This is a genomic window from Streptomyces sp. DH24, assembly GCF_029813775.1.
In the GTDB taxonomy this organism is placed as follows: domain Bacteria; phylum Actinomycetota; class Actinomycetes; order Streptomycetales; family Streptomycetaceae; genus Streptomyces.
Window position 1 is genome coordinate 1 of record NZ_JARVKW010000018.1, and the last position, 20,552, is coordinate 20,552.

At 71.9% G+C, this 20,552-nt stretch carries 19 protein-coding genes; 5 read left to right on the top strand and 14 right to left on the bottom strand.

All coding sequences use genetic code 11. The features are described 5' to 3' along the window. Positions 1-462: 462 nt before the first annotated feature. From QC282_RS16450 to QC282_RS16500, 11 genes are all read right to left on the bottom strand, one after another. Positions 463-1,284: a Pro-rich N-terminal domain-containing protein gene (locus tag QC282_RS16450; protein ID WP_279550169.1), complete on the bottom strand. Its 822-nt coding sequence runs from the start codon at positions 1,282-1,284 to the stop codon at positions 463-465. A 164-nt stretch (positions 1,285-1,448) separates the two neighbouring features. After that, complete coding sequence (aroB, locus tag QC282_RS16455) at positions 1,449-2,540, bottom strand: 3-dehydroquinate synthase (RefSeq protein ID WP_279550170.1); 1,092 nt, start codon at positions 2,538-2,540, stop codon at positions 1,449-1,451. Next, positions 2,537-3,055 carry a shikimate kinase gene (locus QC282_RS16460; protein ID WP_279550171.1) on the bottom strand — a complete coding sequence of 173 codons (519 nt, stop codon included), beginning with the start codon at positions 3,053-3,055 and terminating at the stop codon, positions 2,537-2,539. Before QC282_RS16460 ends, aroB begins: the two co-directional genes overlap by 4 nt. Beyond that, on the bottom strand, positions 3,052-4,236 hold the full coding sequence (gene aroC / locus QC282_RS16465; protein ID WP_279550172.1) for a chorismate synthase: 1,185 nt from the start codon (positions 4,234-4,236) through the stop codon (positions 3,052-3,054). Before aroC ends, QC282_RS16460 begins: the two co-directional genes overlap by 4 nt. A 271-nt stretch (positions 4,237-4,507) precedes the next feature. Further along, the gene (locus QC282_RS16470) at positions 4,508-4,846 is read right to left on the bottom strand and encodes a hypothetical protein (RefSeq protein WP_279550173.1); all 339 of its coding nucleotides are present in this window, start codon (positions 4,844-4,846) and stop codon (positions 4,508-4,510) included. Between the two features lie 48 nt (positions 4,847-4,894). Then, complete coding sequence (locus QC282_RS16475; RefSeq protein ID WP_279550174.1) at positions 4,895-5,734, bottom strand: shikimate dehydrogenase; 840 nt, start codon at positions 5,732-5,734, stop codon at positions 4,895-4,897. Continuing rightward, on the bottom strand, positions 5,715-7,331 hold the full coding sequence (gene mltG / locus QC282_RS16480) for an endolytic transglycosylase MltG (RefSeq protein ID WP_279550175.1): 1,617 nt from the start codon (positions 7,329-7,331) through the stop codon (positions 5,715-5,717). The genes QC282_RS16475 and mltG overlap by 20 nt, the downstream gene beginning before the upstream one ends. Positions 7,332-7,454: 123 nt before the next feature. Beyond that, a complete protein-coding gene (ruvX, locus tag QC282_RS16485) occupies positions 7,455-7,919 on the bottom strand; it encodes a Holliday junction resolvase RuvX (RefSeq protein ID WP_279550287.1) in 465 nt (154 codons plus the stop codon). A gap of 35 nt (positions 7,920-7,954) precedes the next feature. Continuing rightward, a complete protein-coding gene (gene alaS, locus QC282_RS16490; RefSeq protein WP_279550176.1) occupies positions 7,955-10,627 on the bottom strand; it encodes an alanine--tRNA ligase in 2,673 nt (890 codons plus the stop codon). Continuing rightward, positions 10,627-10,983 carry a hypothetical protein gene (locus QC282_RS16495; RefSeq protein ID WP_279550177.1) on the bottom strand — a complete coding sequence of 119 codons (357 nt, stop codon included), beginning with the start codon at positions 10,981-10,983 and terminating at the stop codon, positions 10,627-10,629. The genes alaS and QC282_RS16495 overlap by 1 nt, the downstream gene beginning before the upstream one ends. Before the next feature lie 7 nt (positions 10,984-10,990). Beyond that, complete coding sequence (locus tag QC282_RS16500) at positions 10,991-11,437, bottom strand: DUF948 domain-containing protein (protein WP_279550178.1); 447 nt, start codon at positions 11,435-11,437, stop codon at positions 10,991-10,993. A gap of 162 nt (positions 11,438-11,599) precedes the next feature. On the opposite strand from QC282_RS16500, the gene QC282_RS16505 reads away from it, so the two are divergent. Further along, positions 11,600-13,747, top strand: a complete 2,148-nt coding sequence (locus QC282_RS16505) for a regulator (RefSeq protein ID WP_279550179.1) — start codon at positions 11,600-11,602, stop codon at positions 13,745-13,747. A 31-nt stretch (positions 13,748-13,778) separates the two neighbouring features. Here QC282_RS16505 and rpsD read toward each other — a convergent pair whose 3' ends face one another. From rpsD to QC282_RS16520, 3 genes are all read right to left on the bottom strand, one after another. Next, the gene (gene rpsD, locus QC282_RS16510) at positions 13,779-14,393 is read right to left on the bottom strand and encodes a 30S ribosomal protein S4 (protein ID WP_279550180.1); all 615 of its coding nucleotides are present in this window, start codon (positions 14,391-14,393) and stop codon (positions 13,779-13,781) included. Between the two features lie 345 nt (positions 14,394-14,738). Next, positions 14,739-16,094, bottom strand: coding sequence for a replication-associated recombination protein A (locus QC282_RS16515; RefSeq protein WP_279550181.1), 1,356 nt, complete (start codon positions 16,092-16,094; stop codon positions 14,739-14,741). Between the two features lie 43 nt (positions 16,095-16,137). After that, positions 16,138-16,794 (bottom strand): vitamin K epoxide reductase family protein, encoded by a 657-nt coding sequence (locus QC282_RS16520; RefSeq protein WP_279550182.1) that lies wholly within the window; start codon positions 16,792-16,794, stop codon positions 16,138-16,140. A gap of 144 nt (positions 16,795-16,938) precedes the next feature. On the opposite strand from QC282_RS16520, the gene QC282_RS16525 reads away from it, so the two are divergent. The 4 genes from QC282_RS16525 to QC282_RS16540 are packed head-to-tail and all read left to right on the top strand — an operon-like array spanning position 16,939 to position 20,466. Further along, positions 16,939-17,805: an ABC transporter ATP-binding protein gene (locus QC282_RS16525; protein WP_279550183.1), complete on the top strand. Its 867-nt coding sequence runs from the start codon at positions 16,939-16,941 to the stop codon at positions 17,803-17,805. Further along, positions 17,802-18,650, top strand: coding sequence for an ABC transporter permease (locus QC282_RS16530; RefSeq protein ID WP_279550184.1), 849 nt, complete (start codon positions 17,802-17,804; stop codon positions 18,648-18,650). The genes QC282_RS16525 and QC282_RS16530 overlap by 4 nt, the downstream gene beginning before the upstream one ends. Next, positions 18,608-19,843: a sensor histidine kinase gene (locus QC282_RS16535; protein ID WP_279550185.1), complete on the top strand. Its 1,236-nt coding sequence runs from the start codon at positions 18,608-18,610 to the stop codon at positions 19,841-19,843. The genes QC282_RS16530 and QC282_RS16535 overlap by 43 nt, the downstream gene beginning before the upstream one ends. Beyond that, on the top strand, positions 19,840-20,466 hold the full coding sequence (locus QC282_RS16540) for a response regulator transcription factor (protein WP_279550186.1): 627 nt from the start codon (positions 19,840-19,842) through the stop codon (positions 20,464-20,466). Before QC282_RS16535 ends, QC282_RS16540 begins: the two co-directional genes overlap by 4 nt. Positions 20,467-20,552 lie beyond the last annotated feature (86 nt).

Here is a 20,552-nt window from a genome sequence, read left to right on the forward strand (position 1 = left end):
GGTCGCGCCCCTCCGTCCGCCCTACAAGGCACCGCCGGGTGGTAGCCGGCTAAGCGGCGGGCCGCACCACACCCCCACGCCCCACTCCCGTCCGGCGCCCAGCTGCGGGCCGTCGTGCCGCCCCGCCCCAGCTGCGGGCAGATGTCCCTTCCGCCCAGCTGGCAGGCAGTCGTGACCTCCAGCTGCGGGCAGTCGTGACCTCCAGCTGCGGGCAGTCGTGCCGCTGGAGCGGCACGGGTGGGCGCAGGCGGCAACCCGTCAACGCCGGGGTGCGTGGCCGACCGTCGGGGTGGGCAGCGGGCGGTGACCCGTCTACGCGGAGGTGCGTGACCGGCCACTGAGGGCGGCGACGGGGCGGTGCCCCGTCAGCCCTCGGCCGCGTGGCCGACCGTCGGGTGCGGCAGCGGGTGGTGGCCCGTCGACGCCGGGTGGGGGGCAGTGCACCCGCTCACGCTGCCGCGTTCACCAGTTCGGTGGGCTGGCTATCGCTCGGGTGAGGACTTCGTCCAGGACTCTGGCCGCTTCGGGGATGTCCAGCTGGGAGTTGTCGATGATCGGGAGGCCCGAGCCGTACCAGCCGGCCATGCGGCCGTGGATGCGGGCGACCTCCTCGTCGGTGAGGCGGCGGTTGCCCGAGCGTTCCGCGTTGCGTTCCAGGACGATGTCCAGGCCGGGGAGGAGGACGACCGGGAGCAGGCCGGGGCCCACGTGGCGTTTCCAGCCGCCGAGGCCGACGACCGGGCGGTCGGGGAAGACGGCGTCGTCGAGGATGCAGGAGATGCCGTTGGCGAGGAAGTTCCGCGCGGCGAAGCCGCAGGTGCGGCGGGCCAGGCGGTACTGGGCCTCCGAGTTGTCGTTCCACCCGGACTGCGGGTCGGCGAAGCCCGAGCGGACCCATTCGCGGACGTCGTCGAGGCTGATGTGCGCGGTGGGGACACGGCGGTGGTCCGCCCAGTACTTGGCGACGCTCGTCTTGCCGGCGCCGGCCGGGCCTATGAGGAGCACCGCGAGGGTGGTGGCCGTGGGGTCCGGGGACGTGGCCGGTGGCGGGCTGGGCATGGCGACCGGGCCGCCCGGCGGGAGTGTCATGTGGCCCGTGGTGTCCGGGGCCGGGGCCGGGGGCATCGGCGGTCCCGGGGGTGCGGTGAAGCCCGGGGGCGGGGGTGCGGGGGCCGGGCCCCGGTGCTGCGCGCCCGGGTGGTGCGCGGCCGGCGCCCAGCCGGCGGCCGGTCCGTGCCCCGGCTGGTGGGGCGGCGGCAGCGGAGAACCCACTGCGTGCTGCATCCGGTGCCACTCCGTCTCGTACAGGCGATTTCGACGCTGACGGCGGGGGAAGACCCGCGTGCTACCGAACGGTACCGCCCCCGGCCGTCGTTTGGTGAACGGCCGGGGGCGGTGCCAAGTGCCCGGTGGCGGAAGAGAATCGGACGGAAGGTGCCTTCGGGGACCTACTCGCCCACTTCGCCGTACGCGGCGAGGAGGACGGCCGGGTCGGGGCCCTCCAGGACGGTGGGCTTGGCCAGGCCGTCCAGCACGATGAAGCGCAGCAGGTCGCCGCGGGACTTCTTGTCGACCTTCATGTTCTCCAGGAGCTTCGGCCACTGGTCGTAGCGGTAGTGGAGGGGAAGTCCGACGGATTCGAGGATGGTGCGGTGGCGGTCCGCGGTCGCGTCGTCCAGGCGGCCCGCGAGGCGGCCGAGTTCGGCGGCGAAGTGCATGCCGACGGCCACGGCGGCGCCGTGCCGCCACTTGTAGCGCTCGTTCTTCTCGATGGCGTGGCCGAGGGTGTGGCCGTAGTTGAGGATCTCGCGCAGGCCCGATTCCTTGAGGTCCGAGGAGACCACGTCGGCCTTGACCCTGATGGAACGCTCGATCAGTTCCGCGGTGTGCGGGCCGGCCGGGGTGCGGGCGGCCTGCGGGTCCGACTCGATGAGGTCCAGGATGGCCGGGTCGGCGATGAAGCCCGCCTTGATGACCTCGGCCAGGCCGGAGACGTAGTCGTTGACCGGGAGCGAGTCCAGCGCGGCCAGGTCGCACAGCACGCCGGCGGGCGGGTGGAAGGCGCCCACGAGGTTCTTGCCCTCGGCGGTGTTGATGCCGGTCTTGCCGCCGACGGCCGCGTCCACCATGGCCAGCACGGTCGTCGGGATCGCGATCCAGCGCACGCCGCGCAGCCAGGTCGCCGCGACGAACCCGGCCAGGTCGGTGGTGGCTCCGCCGCCGACGCCGACGATGACGTCGGTGCGGGTGAAGCCGGACTGGCCCAGCGCCTTCCAGCAGTACGCCGCGACCTCGGCCGTCTTGGCCTCCTCCGCGTTCGGCACCTGGACGGCGATGGCGTCGTAGCCCTGTCCGGCCAGGTCGGCGCGCAGCGCGTCCCCGGTCTCGGCGAGCGCCTCCGGGTGGACGACGGCGACCTTCTTGGCCTTCGGGCCGATCAAGGCGCCCAGCTCGCCGAGGAGCTGACGGCCCACCAGGACCTCGTACGGGTCGGTGCCCGCCGTGCCGCCGACCTGGATCCGGGTGACTGCCTCGCTCATGCTTCCTTCAACTCCAGTGCGTCCAGGGCGGCTTGGGTGACCTCTTCGGGCGTGCGGCCGTCGGTCGGGACCACGGCCGTGGCCACTTCCTCGTACAGGTGGCGGCGTGCTTCCATCAACTCGCGCCACTGTCTGCGCGGGTTGACCGCGAGGAGGGGGCGGGCGGCGTTCAGGCCGGTGCGCTTGACGGCCTCCTCGACGTCCATCGAGAGGTAGACGACCCGATGACCGGCCAGCAGTGAGCGTGTGTCGGGGTCGAGGATGGCGCCGCCGCCCAGGGCGAGGACGCCGTCGTGTTCGGCGAGTGCCCGGTGCACCGCCCGCTTCTCGACGGCACGGAAGGCCGGCTCGCCCTCGTCGACGAAGATGTCGGCGACGGTCCGGCCCTGCCCGGCCACGATGTCGTCGTCGGTGTCCCGGTAGCCGACCCCGAGCCGCTGGGCGAGCAACTGCCCCACGGTCGACTTGCCGACACCCATCGGACCGACCAGCACGACGACCGGACCCGTGCTCATCGCACGGCCAGGTTGTCGAGGTACGAGGTGACATTGCGGCGGGTCTCCACCACCGAGTCACCCCCGAACTTCTCCGCCACCGCATCCGCCAGCACCAGCGCGACCATCGCCTCCGCGACGATCCCGGCCGCCGGCACCGCACACACGTCGGAGCGCTGGTGGTGGGCCTGCGCGGGCTCACCGGTCACCACGTCCACCGTCCGCAGCGCCCGCGGCACCGTCGCGATCGGCTTCATCGCCGCCCGCACCCGCAGCAGCTCACCCGTGCTCAGACCACCCTCCGTCCCGCCCGAGCGGCCCGTGGCCCGCCGGATCCCCTCATCCGTAGTAACGATCTCGTCGTGCGCCTTCGAACCGGGCACCCGCGCCAGGTCGAAACCGTCACCGACCTCCACGCCCTTGATCGCCTGGATACCCATCAGCGCGGCGGCGAGCCGGGCGTCCAGCCGCCGGTCCCAGTGCACGTGCGAGCCGAGCCCCACGGGCACCCCGTAGGCCAGCACCTCCACCACACCACCGAGCGTGTCGCCGTCCTTGTGGGCCTGGTCGATCTCCGCGACCATCGCCTTCGAGGCGTCCTGGTCCAGACACCGCACCGGGTCCGCGTCCAGCCGCTCCACATCACCCGGCCTCGGATACACCCCGTACGGCGCCTTCGCCGCCGCCAGCTCCACCACGTGCGAGACGATCTCGATGCCCGCCGTCTCCCTCAGGTACGACCGGGCCACCGCGCCCAGCGCCACCCGCGCCGCCGTCTCCCGCGCCGAGGCACGCTCCAGCACCGGACGCGCCTCGTCGAAACCGTACTTCTGCATCCCGGCCAGGTCCGCGTGACCGGGACGCGGACGGGTCAGCGGCGCGTTGCGGGCCAGCCCGGCCAGGATCTCCGGGTCGACCGGATCGGCCGCCATCACCTGCTCCCACTTCGGCCACTCCGTGTTGCCCACCATGACCGCCACCGGGGAACCGAGGGTGAGGCCGTGGCGGACACCACCGAGGAAGGTGACCTCGTCACGCTCGAACTTCATCCGGGCACCGCGACCGTAGCCCAGCCGCCGCCTCGCCAAGTGGTCCGCCACCATCTCCGTGGTGATCGGCACGCCGGCGGGAAGGCCCTCCAGCGTCGCGACAAGTGCGGGACCGTGGGACTCCCCCGCGGTCAGCCAGCGCAACCTGCTCAACGGTGCTCCTCAGTGCTCGCGCCCCGGTAGTACTGCCCGTACGTGCGCACTTCCTCGCGCACGGCGACGGCTCGACCGGGTGCGCGGTCCCGGCCCGCCACCTCCGATCCTCCCACGTCCGGTGCCGCTTCCAGGCCGCCGGTCCATCTGGCGGACGGACGGGCGGACGGGACGGAGCGGGGGTCCGGGTGGACGGGTGGTGGTGGCGCCAGTCGGTCGGGGACACGGCCGGGGGTCGCGGCGGTGCCCGTCCTCGCGCGTGCCGCGCTCGTCAGCTCCGCGGAATGTCGCCCGCGTTGGCCTGGGGCTGCGCGTACGCGCCCAGGTGGTCCGCGCCGCTCCCCTGCCGCACGGGCCGCGGCTGCTGGGCGTACTCGCCCAGGTAGTCGGCGCCGCGCCCCTGTCCGTACTGGGCGGCGGCGTGGACCGGCTGTCCGCTGCGCACGGCGCGGCGGTGGGCGATCTTGCGCTTGAGCTTGACGCCCCAGCTCGCGAGCAGCAGCACCACGATCAGGACGAGCACCGTGATCTGCACCCAGTCGGGCAGGAACCCGAGGACGGCGTCGAATATCTGGGTCTTGACGGACGCCAGAGGCACGCTGCTGGACATGGACAGTCTTCCCCTCCCCGTTCCGCCCCCTGCGGAACGGGGAGGATCTTAGCGTTCGGCGAGAGCGTGCTCGCCCGCTTTTCGCATGGCGTCCAGGGGCGCCGGGGCCCGGCCCGTCATCTGCTCGACCTGGAGCACCGCCTGGTGAACCAGCAGGTCGAGGCCGCTGACCACGGCGCCGCCGTACGCCGACCAGCGGGCCGCGAGCGCGGTGGGCCACGGGTCGTACAGCACGTCGAAGAGGGTGGCGGGGCGTTCCGGGACGGCGGAGGACAGCGCGTCCGTCGCGCCGGCCGGGGTCGTCGCGATCACCAGCGGGGCGTGCAGCGCGCGGTCCGCGTCGGCCCAGTCGGCGGTGCGGACCTCCACGTCGAGCCGTTCGCCCCACTGCCGCATCTCCGCGGCGCGTGCCTCGCTGCGCACGTAGGCGACGATCTCTCCGGTGCAGATCCGGGCGAGCGCGGCCAGCGCGGAGGAGGCGGTGGCGCCGGCGCCGAGGATCGCGGCCGAGTCGACCTGTTCGATGCCGCGCTCGCGCAGGGCCGCGACCATGCCGGGGATGTCGGTGTTGTCGCCGAGGCGGCGGCCGTCCTCGGTGAACACGACCGTGTTGACCGCCTCGACCGAGGCCGCCGTCTCGCTGACCTCGTCGAGCAGCGGGATCACGGCCCGCTTGAGCGGCATGGTCAGGGACAGCCCGGCCCATTCGGGGCCGAGCTTCGCCACGAAGCCGGGCAGCGCCTCCTCGTCGACCTCGAAACGGTCGTACGACCAGCCGCTCAGGCCCAGTGCCTCGTAGGCGGTGCGGTGGAGCACCGGGGAGAGGGAGTGCGCGATGGGCGAACCGAGCACGGCGGCCCGGCGGGCGTCAGTTGCCCGAGTTTTCATTGAACTTTTCCTTGAGCCGCAGGAATTCGTCGTGGGTGCGGGCGAATTCGGTCTTGTTCGCCCCGTCCGTCGCCACGAAATAGATCCAGCCGTCACCGGTCGGGTTCAGTGCCGCCTTCAGCGCGTCCTCACCGGGGTTGCCGATGGGGCCGGGCGGCAGGCCCTTGCGGGTGTACGTGTTGTACGGGTCCTGATTGCTGTTGATCTCGGACTCGCTGATGTGGATGTTGCTCTCGCCCTTCAGGTAGTTGAAGGTCGAGTCGAACTGCAGCAGTTGGTTGGTCTCGGTGTTGGTGGGCTTGAGGCGGTTGTAGACCACCTCGGCCATCTTGCGGAAGTCGTCGTGCGTCTTGCCCTCGGCCTGGACGAGGCTCGCGACGGTGACGAGTTCCAGCGGGTTCTCCAGGTCGAACCCCTGGGCCTTGGCGGACAGTTCGTACGCGCCGTACTTCTTGGTCGCCTGGGTGACCATGTCCTTGAGGACCGCCTCGGGCTTCATGCCCTCGGCCGCCGGATAGGTGCCCGGCCAGAGGAAGCCCTCCAGCGGATCCTTTATGTCGCCGTCGTTGTTCGCCCACTCGGGCAGGCCGAGGGTCTTGTACTTGGACTCGGCGACCTTCTCGGTGCTGCCGTCGGACAGCCCGAGTTTGTCGTCGATCGCCTTGTAGACCTGAGCGTTGCGCTGGCCCGGCGTGACCATGACGTTGTTCTGGCTCTTGGGGTCGAGCATCATCTCGACGGCGCTCTCGGCGGACATCTGCTTGTTCAGCAGGTAGGCGCCGGCCTGGATGCTCTTGCCGTCGGGGTTCTGCGCCTGGGCGGCCACGAAGGCGTCGACGCTCTTGACGACGCCGGCCTCCTTCAGCCGCCGGCCGATGTCGTAGCCGCTCGCGCCCTTGGGGATCTGGACGGTGACGGCCTGGCCGGTGCCGTCGCCCGAGTAGTCCGGCGCCTCACCGAAACGATTCTGGTAGAACTGGAAGCCAAAGTAGCCAACTCCGGCGATTCCCCCGCCGAAGACCGCGAGGACCACCAGGCAGGCGCAGCCGTTGCGGCGTTTCTTGGCCTTGCCGCCGCGGCCCCGGCCGCGTCCGGGACGGGCCTTGTCGTCGCCGTCGTCACCGCCGTCGTCATCGCCGCCGCCCGCGAAGAAGGCGTGTTCGCCCTGGTCGGGGCCGGGGTCCCAGTCGGTACCCGGTTGCGGTTCGGTCTGCCTGCGGCTCGGCGGCTCGGGCGGCGGGTAGGCCTCGGGGGTGCCGTAGTAGTCGGACTGGTCGCCGCCGTACGCGGCGGCCTGCTGGCCGTAGGGGTCCACGGGGTCGGGGTACGCGACCTGCGGGTGGCCGCCGGTGCCCCAGGCGTCGCCGTCGTACTGCGGGTGCTGCTGGGGATCGGCCGGGTACTGCTGCTGGTCGTACGGCCGGCCCCACTCGTCGTACTGCTGCTGCGGCTGCTCCGGGTAGTGCTGCTGCGGCCGGCCGCCGTAAGGGGACTGCTGACCCGTCTGGGCCTGCTGTCCTGTCCATCCGGCGTCCCCGTACAACGGGTCGTCCGGATGCCACGGTTCGGAGCCTGGGCCCCGGCCATACTCAGTCATCGATCCCCTAGAGCCGCGAGGTGGCGGTCGCACGGTGTGCAGCCCGGGCTTCCGTCCCGCCTCATCTCTGTGCGGCAGCTGTTCGAACACCGCCGCGTCGCGCGGAACGTTACCGTATCGCGATCAGATGACCACTTCGACGCCCTCGCCGGGTGCTTTGCCTGACACCCGTTCGGATTCCAGCGCCTGCTGCAGAATGATGACCGCGGCCGCCTGGTCGATGACGGAGCGGCCCTTCTTGGACCGTACGCCGGATGCGCGCAGCCCCTGACTGGCCGTCACCGTCGTCATGCGTTCGTCCACGAGTCTCACCGGAACCGGCGCGATCATGCGCGCGAACTCCTGGGCGAAGCCGCGGACCTTGGCGGCGGCCGGGCCCTCGCCGCCCTTGAGGGAGCGAGGCAGACCGACGACGACCTCGATCGGCTCGTACTCCTCGACCAGCTGCTTCAGCCGGCGGTGCGCGGCGGGGACGTCCCGGCCGGGCACCGTCTCGACGGGGGTGGCGAGGATCCCGTCGGGGTCGCAGGAGGCGACCCCGATGCGGGCGTCCCCGACGTCGATCGCCAGGCGACGGCCGCGGCGCATCACCGGGCCGTCCGCCTGGCCGTTCTCCGTACCGGTCACTTGGCGGTGTCCGCCACGAGCCGCTCGACGGCGTCGACGGCGTCGCCGACGGCGGCCGGGTTCTGGCCGCCGCCCTGGGCGACGTCGGGCTTGCCGCCACCGCCGCCGCCGAGGGTCTTGGCGGCCGTGCGGACCAGGTCACCGGCCTTGAGGCCGCGCTCGCGGGCGGCCTCGTTGGTGGCGATGACCGTCAGCGGCTTGCCGTTGACCGTGGTGAACAGGGCGACCACGGCGGCCCGGCCGCCCTGGATGCGGCCGCGCACGTCGAGGACCAGCTTGCGCAGGTCGTCGGCGGTGGTGCCGTCCGGCACCTGACCGGTCACCAGGGCCACACCGCGGACGTCCTTGGCGGACTCGGCGAGACCGGCGGCGGCCTGGAGGACCTTCTCGGCGCGGAACTTCTCGATCTCCTTCTCGGCGTCCTTCAGCTTGCCGAGCATGGCGGAGACCTTCTCCGGGAGCTCCTCGGGGCGGCCCTTGATCAGCTCCTGGAGCTGGGCGACGACCGTGTGCTCGCGGGCCAGGAAGTTGTAGGCGTCCACCCCGACCAGGGCCTCGATGCGGCGCACACCGGAGCCGATGGAGGACTCGCCGAGCAGCTTCACCAGGCCGAGCTGGGCGGTGTTGTGCACGTGCGTGCCGCCGCACAGCTCCTTGGAGAAGTCGCCGATGGTCACGACGCGGACGCGTTCGCCGTACTTCTCGCCGAACTCGGCGATGGCGCCCTGCTTCTTGGCCTCCTCGATGCCCATGACGTCGGCGCGGACGTCGAGGTCGCGGGCGAGCACCTCGTTGATCTTCTGCTCGACGTCGGTCATGACCGTCTGCGGCACGGCGGACGGGGAGCCGAAGTCGAAGCGGAAGCGGCCGGGCTGGTTCTCGGAACCGGCCTGGGCGGCCGTCGGGCCGAGGGCGTCGCGCAGGGCCTGGTGGGTGAGGTGGGTGGCCGAGTGGGCGCGGGCGATGGCCTTGCGGCGGCGGGCGTCGATGGAGGCCTGGGCCTTGGCGCCGACGGTGATCTCGCCGACCTGGACGACGCCCTTGTGGACGTACACGCCCGGGACCGGCTTCTGGCAGTCGCGGACCTCGACGACGGCGCCGGAGTCGACCTTGATGCGGCCGGTGTCGCCGATCTGGCCGCCGCCCTCGGCGTAGAACGGGGTGCGGTCGAGGACGACCTCGACCTCGTCGCCCTCGGTGGCGGCCGGGGAGGACACGCCGTCGACGAGGATGCCGACGATGGTGGACTCGCCCTCGGTGTCGGAGTAGCCGATGAACTCGGTCTCGCCGGCGGAGTCGGCGATCTCGCGGTAGGCGCCGAGGTCGGCGTGGCCGGTCTTCTTGGCCTGGGCGTCGGCCTTGGCGCGCTCCCGCTGCTCCTTCATCAGGCGGCGGAAGCCGTCCTCGTCGACCTTCAGGCCCTGCTCGGCGGCCATCTCCAGGGTGAGGTCGATGGGGAAGCCCCACGTGTCGTGGAGCAGGAAGGCCTTGTCGCCGGGCAGCACGGTGGAACCGGAGGCCTTGGTCTCGGCGACGGCGGTGTCCAATACGTTCGTACCGGCGTTGAGGGTCTTGAGGAAGCGGGCCTCCTCGGCGAGGGCGACCTTCTCGATGCGCTCGCGGTCCGTGATGAGCTCCGGGTACTGCTGGCCCATCATGCCGATCACGACGTCGATCAGGTCCTTGACGACCGGGCCGGTGGCGCCGAGCAGGCGCATGTTGCGGATGGCGCGGCGCATGATGCGGCGCAGCACGTAGCCGCGGCCCTCGTTGCCCGGGGTGACGCCGTCGCCGATGAGCATGGTGGCGGTGCGCATGTGGTCGGTGACGACGCGCAGGGAGACGTCCGAGTCGTGGGCGTCGCCGTAGCGGACGCCGGTCAGCTCGGTGGCCTTGTCGATGACGGCCATGGAGGTGTCGATCTCGTACATGTTCTGCACGCCCTGCAGAATCATGGCGAGCCGTTCGAGGCCGAGGCCGGTGTCGATGTTCTTGCTCGGCAGGTCCCCGAGGATCTCGAAGTTGTCCTTGCCGATGCCCTCGCCGCGCTCGTACTGCATGAAGACGAGGTTCCAGATCTCCACGTACCGCTCGTCGTTGACGGCGGGGCCGCCCTCGGCGCCGAACTCGGGGCCGCGGTCGTAGTTGATCTCGGAGCAGGGGCCGCACGGGCCGGGGACTCCCATGGACCAGTAGTTGTCCTTCATGCCCAGGCGCTGGATGCGCTCCTTGGGCACGCCGACGACCTCGTGCCAGATGCGCTCGGCCTCGTCGTCGTCCTTGTAGACGGTGATCCACAGACGCTCGGGGTCGAGGCCGTAACCGCCCTTGTCCTGGGGGCTGGTGAGCAGCTCCCAGGCGAGCTTGATGGCGCCTTCCTTGAAGTAGTCGCCGAAGGAGAAGTTGCCGCACATCTGGAAGAACGTGCCGTGCCGCGTGGTCTTGCCGACCTCTTCGATGTCGGGGGTGCGCACGCACTTCTGCACGCTGGTGGCACGGTCGAACGGCGGCTTGACCTCGCCCAGGAAGTAGGGCTTGAAGGGCACCATGCCGGCCGGGACGAGCAGCAGAGTCGGGTCGTCCGCGATGAGCGACGCCGAAGGGACGACGGTGTGCCCGCGCTCCTCGAAGAAGCTCAGCCAGCGGCGGCGGATCTCGGCCGACTCCATCAGTGGTCCTCATTCCGGTTGTACGAGTACGTCGTCCTGTCGTTGTCGACGGACTTCGGGGCGTTGCGGTTCTCGATGGCGGTGTAGTGCCGCATTTCGGGCAGTTCACGGCCGACGGGGGCGCTCAGCCCGAGCGCGTCGTCCAGTTCGGCCTCGCGCTGTGCCATGTTGTCGCGGACGTCGAGCGCGAAGCCGACCGCGCGGTCCTTGAGCCGGTGACCCGCCTCGATCGCCTTGTTGGCCGCGGTCACGGCCAGGTGCTCGGGGGTCAGTTGCTTCAGCTTGCGGTTGACCTTGGTGGTGGCCCACACACCGGTGGCCACACCTGTGGTGAACCAGAACGTACGGCGGAACATGTTCGGGTCAGTCCCTCTTTCCGCGGTTTCGCTTCGTCCGCCGCGCGGACGGCACGGCACGGCCCACGATCACGGTACGCCTCGGCTCCCTCGCGGGGATGTCCTCGTCCCGGCGGCCGGCGATCGCCTTGCGCACGCCGTAGCCGAAGGCCGCGACCTTGACCAGCGGGCCGCCGAACGTGGAGGCGACCGTGGTGGACAGCGCCGAGGCGTTGGAGGTGACCTCCTGCACGTCGGTGGCGATCGCGTCGACCCGGTCGATCTGGGTCTGCGCGGAGCGCACCGCCGAGGAGGCGTCCGCCAGCAGCGGGACCGCCTGGTCGGTCACGTCCGCCACGAGCTTGGTGGTCGCCCTGAGCGTCTGGGCCAGCCTCGCCAGTGCGACGGCGAGGAAGGAGACCAGAATCGCCCAGAAGACGGCCACCAGGATTCCGGCCACCTCTCCACCGGACACTGTGTGCACCCGCTCCCTGAAACGTGCCTGAACATCGAGAAAGTCGTGCACCGAGCCTATCGCGCCGGGCGCCGGGGTCCGTACCGCATTACCGTCGGCGGCGGGCGGGGTTGCGGGAAGCGATTGTACGGACCGAATTCGCTTCAGTACGCTCCGTGTTCCATGCGGGATCATCGGCGCGGCGGTATCCCCGCGCACGGCAATCTGCCCCTGGAACTCGACGCCTTCGTGGGGCGAGCGGCTGAACTCGCCGGGCTGTGCCGGGCCCTGGAGGACGCGCGGCTGGTGACGGTGACGGGCGTGGGCGGGGTCGGCAAGTCGCGCCTCGCGGTGCACGCGGCCGCGCGGTGCGCCCCACCGGACGGGGTGTGGCGGGCGGAGCTGGCGCCGGTGCGGGATCCGGCGTTCGTGGACCACGCGGTGGTGGCGGCGCTGGGGCTGACCGACCACACCACACGGCAGCCGCGCGAAACGCTGGTCGAGCATCTCGCCGGACGGCGTGCGCTGCTGGTCCTGGACGGTTTCGAGCATCTGGTGGACGGGTGTGCGGCGCTGGTGACGGAGTTGCTGCGCCGGGTGCCGGGGCTGCGGGTCCTCGCGGTGGCGCGGCGGGCGCTGGCGGTGGCCGGTGAGCGGCTGTTCCCGCTGGCGCCGCTCGGCGAGGACGAGGCGGTCGAGCTGTTCGGGGTCCGCGCCGAGCAGCAGGGCATCGCCGTCGGGGACGGCCCGGAGGTGCGGGAGGTGTGCCGACGTCTGGAGGGCATTCCGCTGGCCGTCGAGCTGGCGGCGGGGCGGCTCGGGGCGCTGTCCCCGGCGCAGTTGCTGGAGCGGCTCGACGACCGGTTCCGGGTGCTGACGGGCGGCGGGCGCGACGCCCTGCCCCGGCATCAGGCGCTGCGCACGGCGATCGGCTGGAGCCACGAGCTGTGCACTCCCGGGGAACGGCTGCTGTGGGCGCGGCTGTCGGTGTTCGCCGGTCCGGTCGACCTGGAGGCCGCCGAGTACGTGTGCGGCGGGGACGGACTGGCCGCGGAGGACGTGCTGGACGTGCTGAGCGCGCTGCTCGCGCAGTCGGTGGTGACGCGCGAGGAGGGCCCGGCGGGCGTGCGGTACGGCATGCTCGACACGGTGCGGGCGTACGGCGCCCAGTGGCTGGAGGCGACCGGGGACGCGGAGCGGCTGCGGCGGCGGCACCGCGACTGGTGCGTGGGTCTTGCGACGTGGTGCGAGCTGGAGTGGTTCTCGCCGCGCCAGGCGGAGGTGGCGGCGAGCATCGACGCGGAGCTGCCGAACGTGCGGGCCGCGCTGGAGTTCTGCCTGTCCGACCCGGAGGAGACGCATCTGGGCCAGTATCTGGCGGGGACCCTGTGGTTCGTGTGGGTGGGGTGCGGGCGGCTGTCGGAGGGCCGCCACTGGCTGGAGCAGGCGGTGCGGCTGGAGTCGGGCAGTGAGCGGTCCCGGCTGAAGGCGCTGTGGGTGCTCGGTTATGTGGCGATCCTGCAGGGCGACACGGTTCCGGCGCTGGCGGCGCTGCAGGAGTGCCGTGCGGAGGCGGAGCGGTCCGCGAGCGAGACGGCGGTGGCGTACGCGGAGCACCGCACGGGCTGTCTGGCGCTGATCACGGACGACGTGGCGCGGGCGGAGACGCTGCTGCGTTCGGCGCTGGAGCGCTACCGGGAGATCGGCGAGCTGAACAGCAACGTGCTGATGGGCCAGGTGGAGCTGGCGATGACGCGCGCGTTCCAGGGGGATCTGCCGGACGCGGTGCGCCTGTGCGAGGACGTGCGGCGGGTGTGCGAGGACCACGGCGAGCGGTGGACGCGGGCGTACGCCCTGTACGTGCTGGCGTACGCGGCCTGGTACGAGGGCGATCTGGCGCGCGCCCGGGAGCTGCTGCACGACTGTCTGTCGGACGCGCACTCCTTCCACGACCTGCTCGGCTCGGTGCTGGCGGTGGAGCTGGTGGCGCTGGTGACGGCGGCGGAGGGGGATGCGGCCGAGGCGGCGGTGCTGCAGGGCGCGGCGGCGCGGATGTGGCCGTCGGTGGGGCTGCCGCTGTTCGGCTCGCGCTTCTTCAACGCGCCGCACGAGCTGTGCGAGGCGACCGCCCGCGAGGAGCTGGGCGACGCCCGGTACGAGGAGTGCGTCCGGCAGGGGGCGCGGCTCGGCCGGCGGGAGGCGGTGGTGCGGGCGCTGGTGCGGCGGCGGGCGCTGGACCCGCTGCCGGCACGGCGTGCGGCGGCGCGGGCGGCGCGCATGCGGCAGCCCGCCGCCTCGCCCACCTCGAAGGGCGGGGAGACGGCGGGCTGAGGTACCGCTGGGATGAGCTACGTCCGCCGGATCAGCGGGCGTAGTACTCGACGACGAGCTGCTCGTCGCAGATCACCGGGATCTCCTTGCGGTTCGGCTCGCGGTCCAGGCGGAACGCCAGGGCCTTGAGGTTCACCTGGAGGTAGCGCGGGGTCTCGCCGTCGGGGGCGAAGCCACCCTCACGGGCGATCGTGAAGAGCGTCTTGTCCTTGCTGCGGTCGCGGACCTGGACGACATCGTCGGGACGGACGACGAAGGACGGCTTGTCGACCTTCTTGCCGTTGACCTGGATGTGGCCGTGGACGACCATCTGGCGGGCCTGGTAGATCGTGCGGGCGATGCCCGAGCGCAGGACCAGCGCGTCGAGGCGCTTCTCCAGCTCCACGATCAGGGCCTCACCGGTCTTGCCCTGGACCTTGGACGCGCGCTCGTAGGCGCGGACCAGCTGACGCTCGGAGATGTCGTACTGAGCGCGCAGCCGCTGCTTCTCGAGCAGACGGACCTTGTAGTCCGAGTTCTGCTTGCGGCCACGGCCGTGCTCGCCCGGCGGGTAGGGGCGGGCCTCGAAGTACTTGACGGCCTTCGGGGTCAGCGCGATACCGAGGGCACGCGACTTCTTGACCTTGGGGCGGGACTGGTTCGCCATGAACCAAACACCTCTTGTTCTGTGTGCGAATACGGCTTCACCAGGGTTTTGGGAGGTCGCATCCGCAGCCGGGGAAACCCCGCGGGTCCGCTTGCGCGGGCCTGCCGGGCAGCCGCTCCCCTGATCTGGGCACATACGTGCAGCACGCGAGTGGCCCACCGACCGGTCCCGGGAATCCGGGTGGTGGTGGGCTGCCCGCGACACCGTTCGCCGGTGCGCGACGCTCCTGGAGATCCCCCGCCCGGGGGCCGGGTCTCCGGCTGGATGTCCCGCTCTGGTGGCGCCGGTTTCCCTCAGGAGGGGCCGGACACGGGACTCAGCACTTCGCAGAAGTCTACAGGGTGCTCACGGACGCTTACGACCGAGGTGTGTGCGGGTCCACTCGACGGCGTCCGCGTAGCGCGCCTCGGCGCCGTGCCGGGTGGGTGTGTAGTACTCGCGGTCCTTGAGGGCGTCCGGGGCGTACTGCTGGGAGGCGATGCCCTCGGGCAGGTCGTGCGGGTAGACGTATCCCTGGCCGTGCCCGAGTTTGCCCGCGCCCTTGTAGTGGCTGTCGCGCAGGTGCGGCGGGACGGGCCCGGCCAGTCCCTTGCGGACGTCTTCCAGGGCGGCGCCGATGGCGGTGGTCGCGGCGTTGGACTTGGGGGCCAGGGCGAGCGCGATGGTGGCGTGGCTGAGGGTGAGGGCGGCCTCGGGGAACCCGATCATGGCGACGGCCTGGGCGGCGGCGACCGCGATCGGCAGCGCGTTGGGGTCGGCGAGGCCGATGTCCTCGCTGGCGGAGATCATCAGGCGGCGGGCGATGAAGCGGGGGTCCTCGCCGGCCTCGATCATGCGGGCCAGGTAGTGCAGGGCGGCGTCGACGTCGGAGCCGCGGATGGACTTGATGAGGGCGCTGGCGACGTCGTAGTGCTGGTCGCCGTCGCGGTCGTACTTCACCGCCGCCCGGTCGACGGTCTCCTCCAGTGTGGTGAGGGCTACCTCCGTCTCGCCCTTGTCGAGGGCGGCGCCGGCGGCGGCCTCCAGGGCGGTCAGGGCGCGGCGGGCGTCGCCGCCGGCGATGCGCAGGAGGTGGTCCTCGGTGTCCTCGGGCAGGGTGACGGCGTCCTTCAGTCCGCGCTCGTCGCTCAGGGCGCGGCGGAGCAGGGAGCGGACGTCGTCGTCCGTGAGGGGTTCGAGGGTGAGCAGCAGGGAGCGGGACAGCAGCGGGGAGATCACCGAGAAGTACGGGTTCTCGGTGGTCGCGGCGATCAGCGTGACCCAGCGGTTCTCGACGGCCGGGAGCAGGGAGTCCTGCTGGGCCTTGCTGAAGCGGTGGATCTCGTCGAGGAAGAGGACGGTCTCCTTGCCGTACCCGCCGACGGCGCGGCGGGCGCCCTCGATGACCGCGCGGACCTCCTTGACGCCCGCGGTGATCGCGGACAGCTCCACGAAACGCTTGTTGGTGGCCTTGGAGACGACGTACGCCAGGGTCGTCTTGCCGGTGCCCGGCGGGCCCCAGAGGATCACCGAGGAGGGTCCCGCGGGGCCGGAGGCGCCCTCGCCGACCAGGCGGCGCAGCGGTGAGCCGGGCTTCAGCAGGTGCTGCTGGCCGACCACCTCGTCGAGGGTGCGCGGACGCATGCGGACCGCCAGAGGGCTGCCCGCGGGGTCCTTCTCCTGGCGTTCTTCTGCTGCGGCGGTGAACAGGTCGGGCTCCACGTCGGCAACCCTAAATCACCGCACTGACAACGCGTCGGCGTCCTCAGCCGGTCCAGAAGTCCCACCAGCGGGTCAGGATCAGCATGCCGATGATGCCGATGTGCAGCACGGGCATGACCCAGGTGAACTCGCCGAAGAAGCCGCGCAGCCAGCCCGGGGCGGGCAGGAAGCCCTTGCGGATGGTGAACGACGTCACATACCAGAACATGACGATCGTGGCGACCCAGGCCAGGCAGCACCACAGGCACAGCGCGTTGATCCGGTACAGGGACTGGAAGGTCAGCCAGGCGCAGAAGCCGACGCCGAAGAGGGTGCCCGCGTTGAAGGTGAGCCAGTACCAGCGCGGGAAGCGGGCTCCGGCGAGCAGGCTCATGCCGACGCAGACGACGATGCCGTAGGCGACGAGGCCGAGCATCGGGTTGGGGAAGCCGAACGCGGCGGCCTGGTCGCTCTCCATGACGCTGCCGCAGGAGACCACCGGGTTGAGGCTGCAGCCGGGCGTGAAGGTCTTGCCCTCCGCCTTGGCTTCCAGCAGCTTGAACTTGTCGAGCGTGATGACCCACGCGGCGAGCAGTCCGGCCGCGCCGGTGATCACGAGCAGCAGGGCGAAGGCGCGGCTGCCGCCCTCCGCGCGCGACGCGGCGGCGGTGTGCTCCGGCTCGGGCTCGGTGGAGACGTCCTTGACTGTCGTCTTGCTCATCACGCCGATTCCGTCACTCGAGGGGTCGGACCTGCTTCGGGCACGGCCATTGTGCCGCACGCGCCTGTGTGTCCACCGTTCGGTGGACACAAGAAGGTCCGCACGGTCGTCCCCGGACGCTCGGTTCCGGCCGACGCTCGTGCCATGACAGGACACGGGTACGCATTCGCGGTGGCGGTGCGGGGGCTCCGCAAGCGCTACGGGAACGTGACCGCCGTCGACGGCATCGACCTCGGCATCCGGCCGGGCGAGGTGTTCGGCCTGCTGGGACCCAACGGGGCGGGCAAGAGCACCACGGTGGAGATCCTCCAGGGCAACCGCGCGCGGGACGGCGGCGAGGTGTCCGTGCTGGGCGCCGACCCGGCGACGGGCACGCGCGCGTGGCGTTCCCGGGTCGGGATCGTCTGGCAGGACGAATCGGCGCCCGCCGAGTTGACGGTCCGGGAGACGGTGCGGCACTTCGCGCACTACTACCCCCGGCCGCGGGACCCCGAGGAGGTCATCGGTCTGGTGGGCCTGGAGGCGAAGGCGGACAGCCGGATCAAGGCGCTGTCGGGCGGCCAGCGCCGGCGGCTCGACGTGGCCCTCGGGGTGATCGGCGGTCCCGAACTGCTGCTCCTGGACGAGCCGACGACCGGTTTCGACCCGGCGGCGCGGCGGCGGTTCTGGGAGCTGATCCGCGCTCTGGCCGACGAGGGCACGACCATCCTGCTGACCACGCACTATCTGGAGGAGGCGGAGGCGCTCGCCGACCGGCTGGCGATCGTCTCCAGGGGCCGGGTCGTCGCCGAGGGCGACCCCGCCGCGCTGCGCGAGCGCCACGGCGCCGAGGCCACCGTCGAGTGGACGGAGCCCGACGGCAGCCCGCGCACGGCACGCACCCACACTCCGACCAGGACGGTCACCGAGCTCATGGGCCGCTTCGACGGCGAGATCCCGGGGCTCAGGGTCAGCCGCCCCACGCTGGAGGACGTCTATCTCCGGCTCGCCGGCCAGGGGGACGCGCGATGACGGCCACGACCGCCCCGCCGGCCGGGACGGGCTCCCCCGCCGCGCGGCTGCCCGGAGCGTGGCGGCTCGGGCTGCGCCGGGGCGCCCTGGAGCTGCGGCAGTTCTTCCGGCAGCGCGACCAGGTGGTGTTCACGTTCGCCTTCCCGGTCGTCTTCCTGTTCCTGTTCGCGTCGATCTTCAGCGGCGAGTTGCGGGGCGCCGGCGTCAGCGCCTCGCAGCTGTACGTGCCCGGGATGATGGCCGCGGGCATCATGTCGACGAGTTTCCAGTCGCTCGGCATCTCCATCGCGATCGAGCGGGACGAGAGGGTGCTGCGCCGGCTGCGGGGGACGCCGATGCCGCCGGCGGCGTACTTCCTCGGCAAGATCTGGCTGGTTCTGGTCACCGGGCTGCTGGAGACGGCGATCCTGCTCGGCGTCGGCACCACCCTGTACGACGTCGACCTGCCGTCGGACGCGGGACGGTGGTTCCACTTCGGCTGGATCTTCCTGCTCGGCATGACGGCGTGCGCGCTGCTCGGCATCGCGATCAGCTCGGTCCCGAGGTCGGGCCGCAGCGCCAGTTCCGTGGTGGTGCTCCCCTTCCTGGTCCTGCAGTTCGTGTCCGGGGTGTACATCTCCATCGACACGGTTCCGGACCGGCTGGTGGACATCGCGGCGCTGTTCCCGCTGAAGTGGATGTGCCAGGGCCTGCGCGGGGTGTTCCTGCCGGAGTCGGCGCGGGTGCTGGAGCAGGCCGGGAGCTGGGAGTTCGGACGGATCGCCCTGGTGCTGGCCGCCTGGTGCGTCGGAGGATTGCTGCTGTGTCTGCTGACGTTCCGCTGGAAGAGCCGGCGCGACGCGTGACGGGTCCGGCCGCCGACGCCTACACCTGGGACCGCTCGTTCCGGCTCTGGGACTCGTACTTCGCGGTGATCTGGCTGGCCACCCAGGTGTTCGTGCTGGGCGCCGGGCAGCCCGGCCGGCCCCTCCGGCTGGTCGCGGCGGCGCTCCTCGTGCCGCTGATCCCGCTGTACCTCGGGGTGGGGCGCCGCATGCTGCGGGGTGAGCCGTCCGGCGAAGGGCCGGCGCTTGCGTATCTCGCGGCGGCGCTCGCGTTGTTCCTGCCGTCGGCGGTGCTGGTCGGCGAGACGCGGCTGCTGACGTTCGCGCTGGTCCCGCAGTGCTTCATGACACTGCGGAGGTGGCGGGCGACGGCCGCCGCCGCCGTGATCACCCTGGTGCCGGTGACGGGCTGGGCCCTGGTGTGGTGGCCGGGCGGCTGGGAGGTGTTCTTCAACGCGCTGTTCGCCGTGGTCACGTTCGTGTTCTCGGTGGCCGTCGGCGGCTGGGTCATCCGCGTCGTCGAGCAGAGCCAGGAGCGGGCCGAGCTGATCGCCGAACTCGACGCCAGCCGCCACGAGCTCGCGCAGCTGTCGGCGGCGCACGGGGCGCTGGCCGAGCGGGAGCGCATGGCGCGGGAGATCCACGACACGCTGGCGCAGGGCTTCACCAGCCTGCTGATGCTGGTCCAGGCCGTCGAGGCCGAACTCGACCACGACGCGCCGCGGGCCCGCCGTCATCTGGCGCTGATGGAGGAGACGGCCCGGCAGAACCTCGCCGAGGCCCGCGCCCTGGTCGCCGGCGGCACGCCCGCCGATCTGGCCGGCGCGTCCCTGTCCGACGCGCTGCACCGGCTGGCGAGGCGGCACGACGCGGGGCTGGAGGTGACCGGGCCGGTGCGGGCGCTGCCTGCGGGCACCGAGGTGGTGGCGCTGCGCGCCTGTCAGGAGGCACTGGCCAACGCCCGTAAGCACGCCGGGAGTTCGGTGGGCGTGGTGGTCGCGCTCGCGTACGCCGACGAGTCGGTCACCGTGTCCGTGCGGGACGACGGCCCCGGCTTCGACCCGGACGCGGTGTCCGCCGGGTACGGTCTGGCGGGGCTGCGGGCCCGGGCCGCCGAGGTGGGCGGGACGGCGCGGGTGCACAGCGCGCCGGACGCCGGCACGACGGTGACCGTCCGGCTGCCCGTACCCGCCGCGAGGAGTGAGGTGCCGTGATCCGGATCGTCCTGGCCGACGACCATCCCGTCGTACGGGAGGGACTACGGGCGATGCTGACCGCCGAGCCCGACCTGGAGGTGGTCGCGGACGCGGCGAGCGGGCCGCGTGCGGAGGCGCTGGCGGCCGAACTGCGGCCCGACATCGTGCTGATGGATCTGCGGATGCCGGGTGGCGGGGGTGTCGACTCGATCGCGCGGATGACGGCGGCCGGGCTGCCGTGCCGGGTGATCGTCCTGACGACGTACGAGACGGACCGGGACATCCTGCGTGCCGTGGAGGCCGGGGCGGCCGGGTACCTGCTGAAGGACCTGCCCCGCGCGGAACTGGCCGAGGCGGTACGGGCCGCCGCGCGCGGCGAGACGGTGCTGGCGCCGTCGGTGGCGGCGCGCCTGGTGGACCAGTTGCGCACGAAGCCGGAACGGCCGCGGCTGTCGGAGCGGGAGACGGCGGTGCTGCGACTGGTGGCGGAGGGCTGCACCAACGCGCAGATCGGCCGCCGGCTGTTCATCGGGGAGTCGACGGTGAAGACCCACCTGCTGCGCACCTTCGCCAAGCTGGACGTGGACGACCGCACGGCAGCCGTGACCAGCGCACTGCGACACGGCCTGCTCGACCCATGACACGGGCAGCAGAGCCGCCGCGACACGGTCTCCTCGACCAGTCACGCAGGCGCCGGGCGCCCCCGCGGGCACCCGGCGCCTTCGTC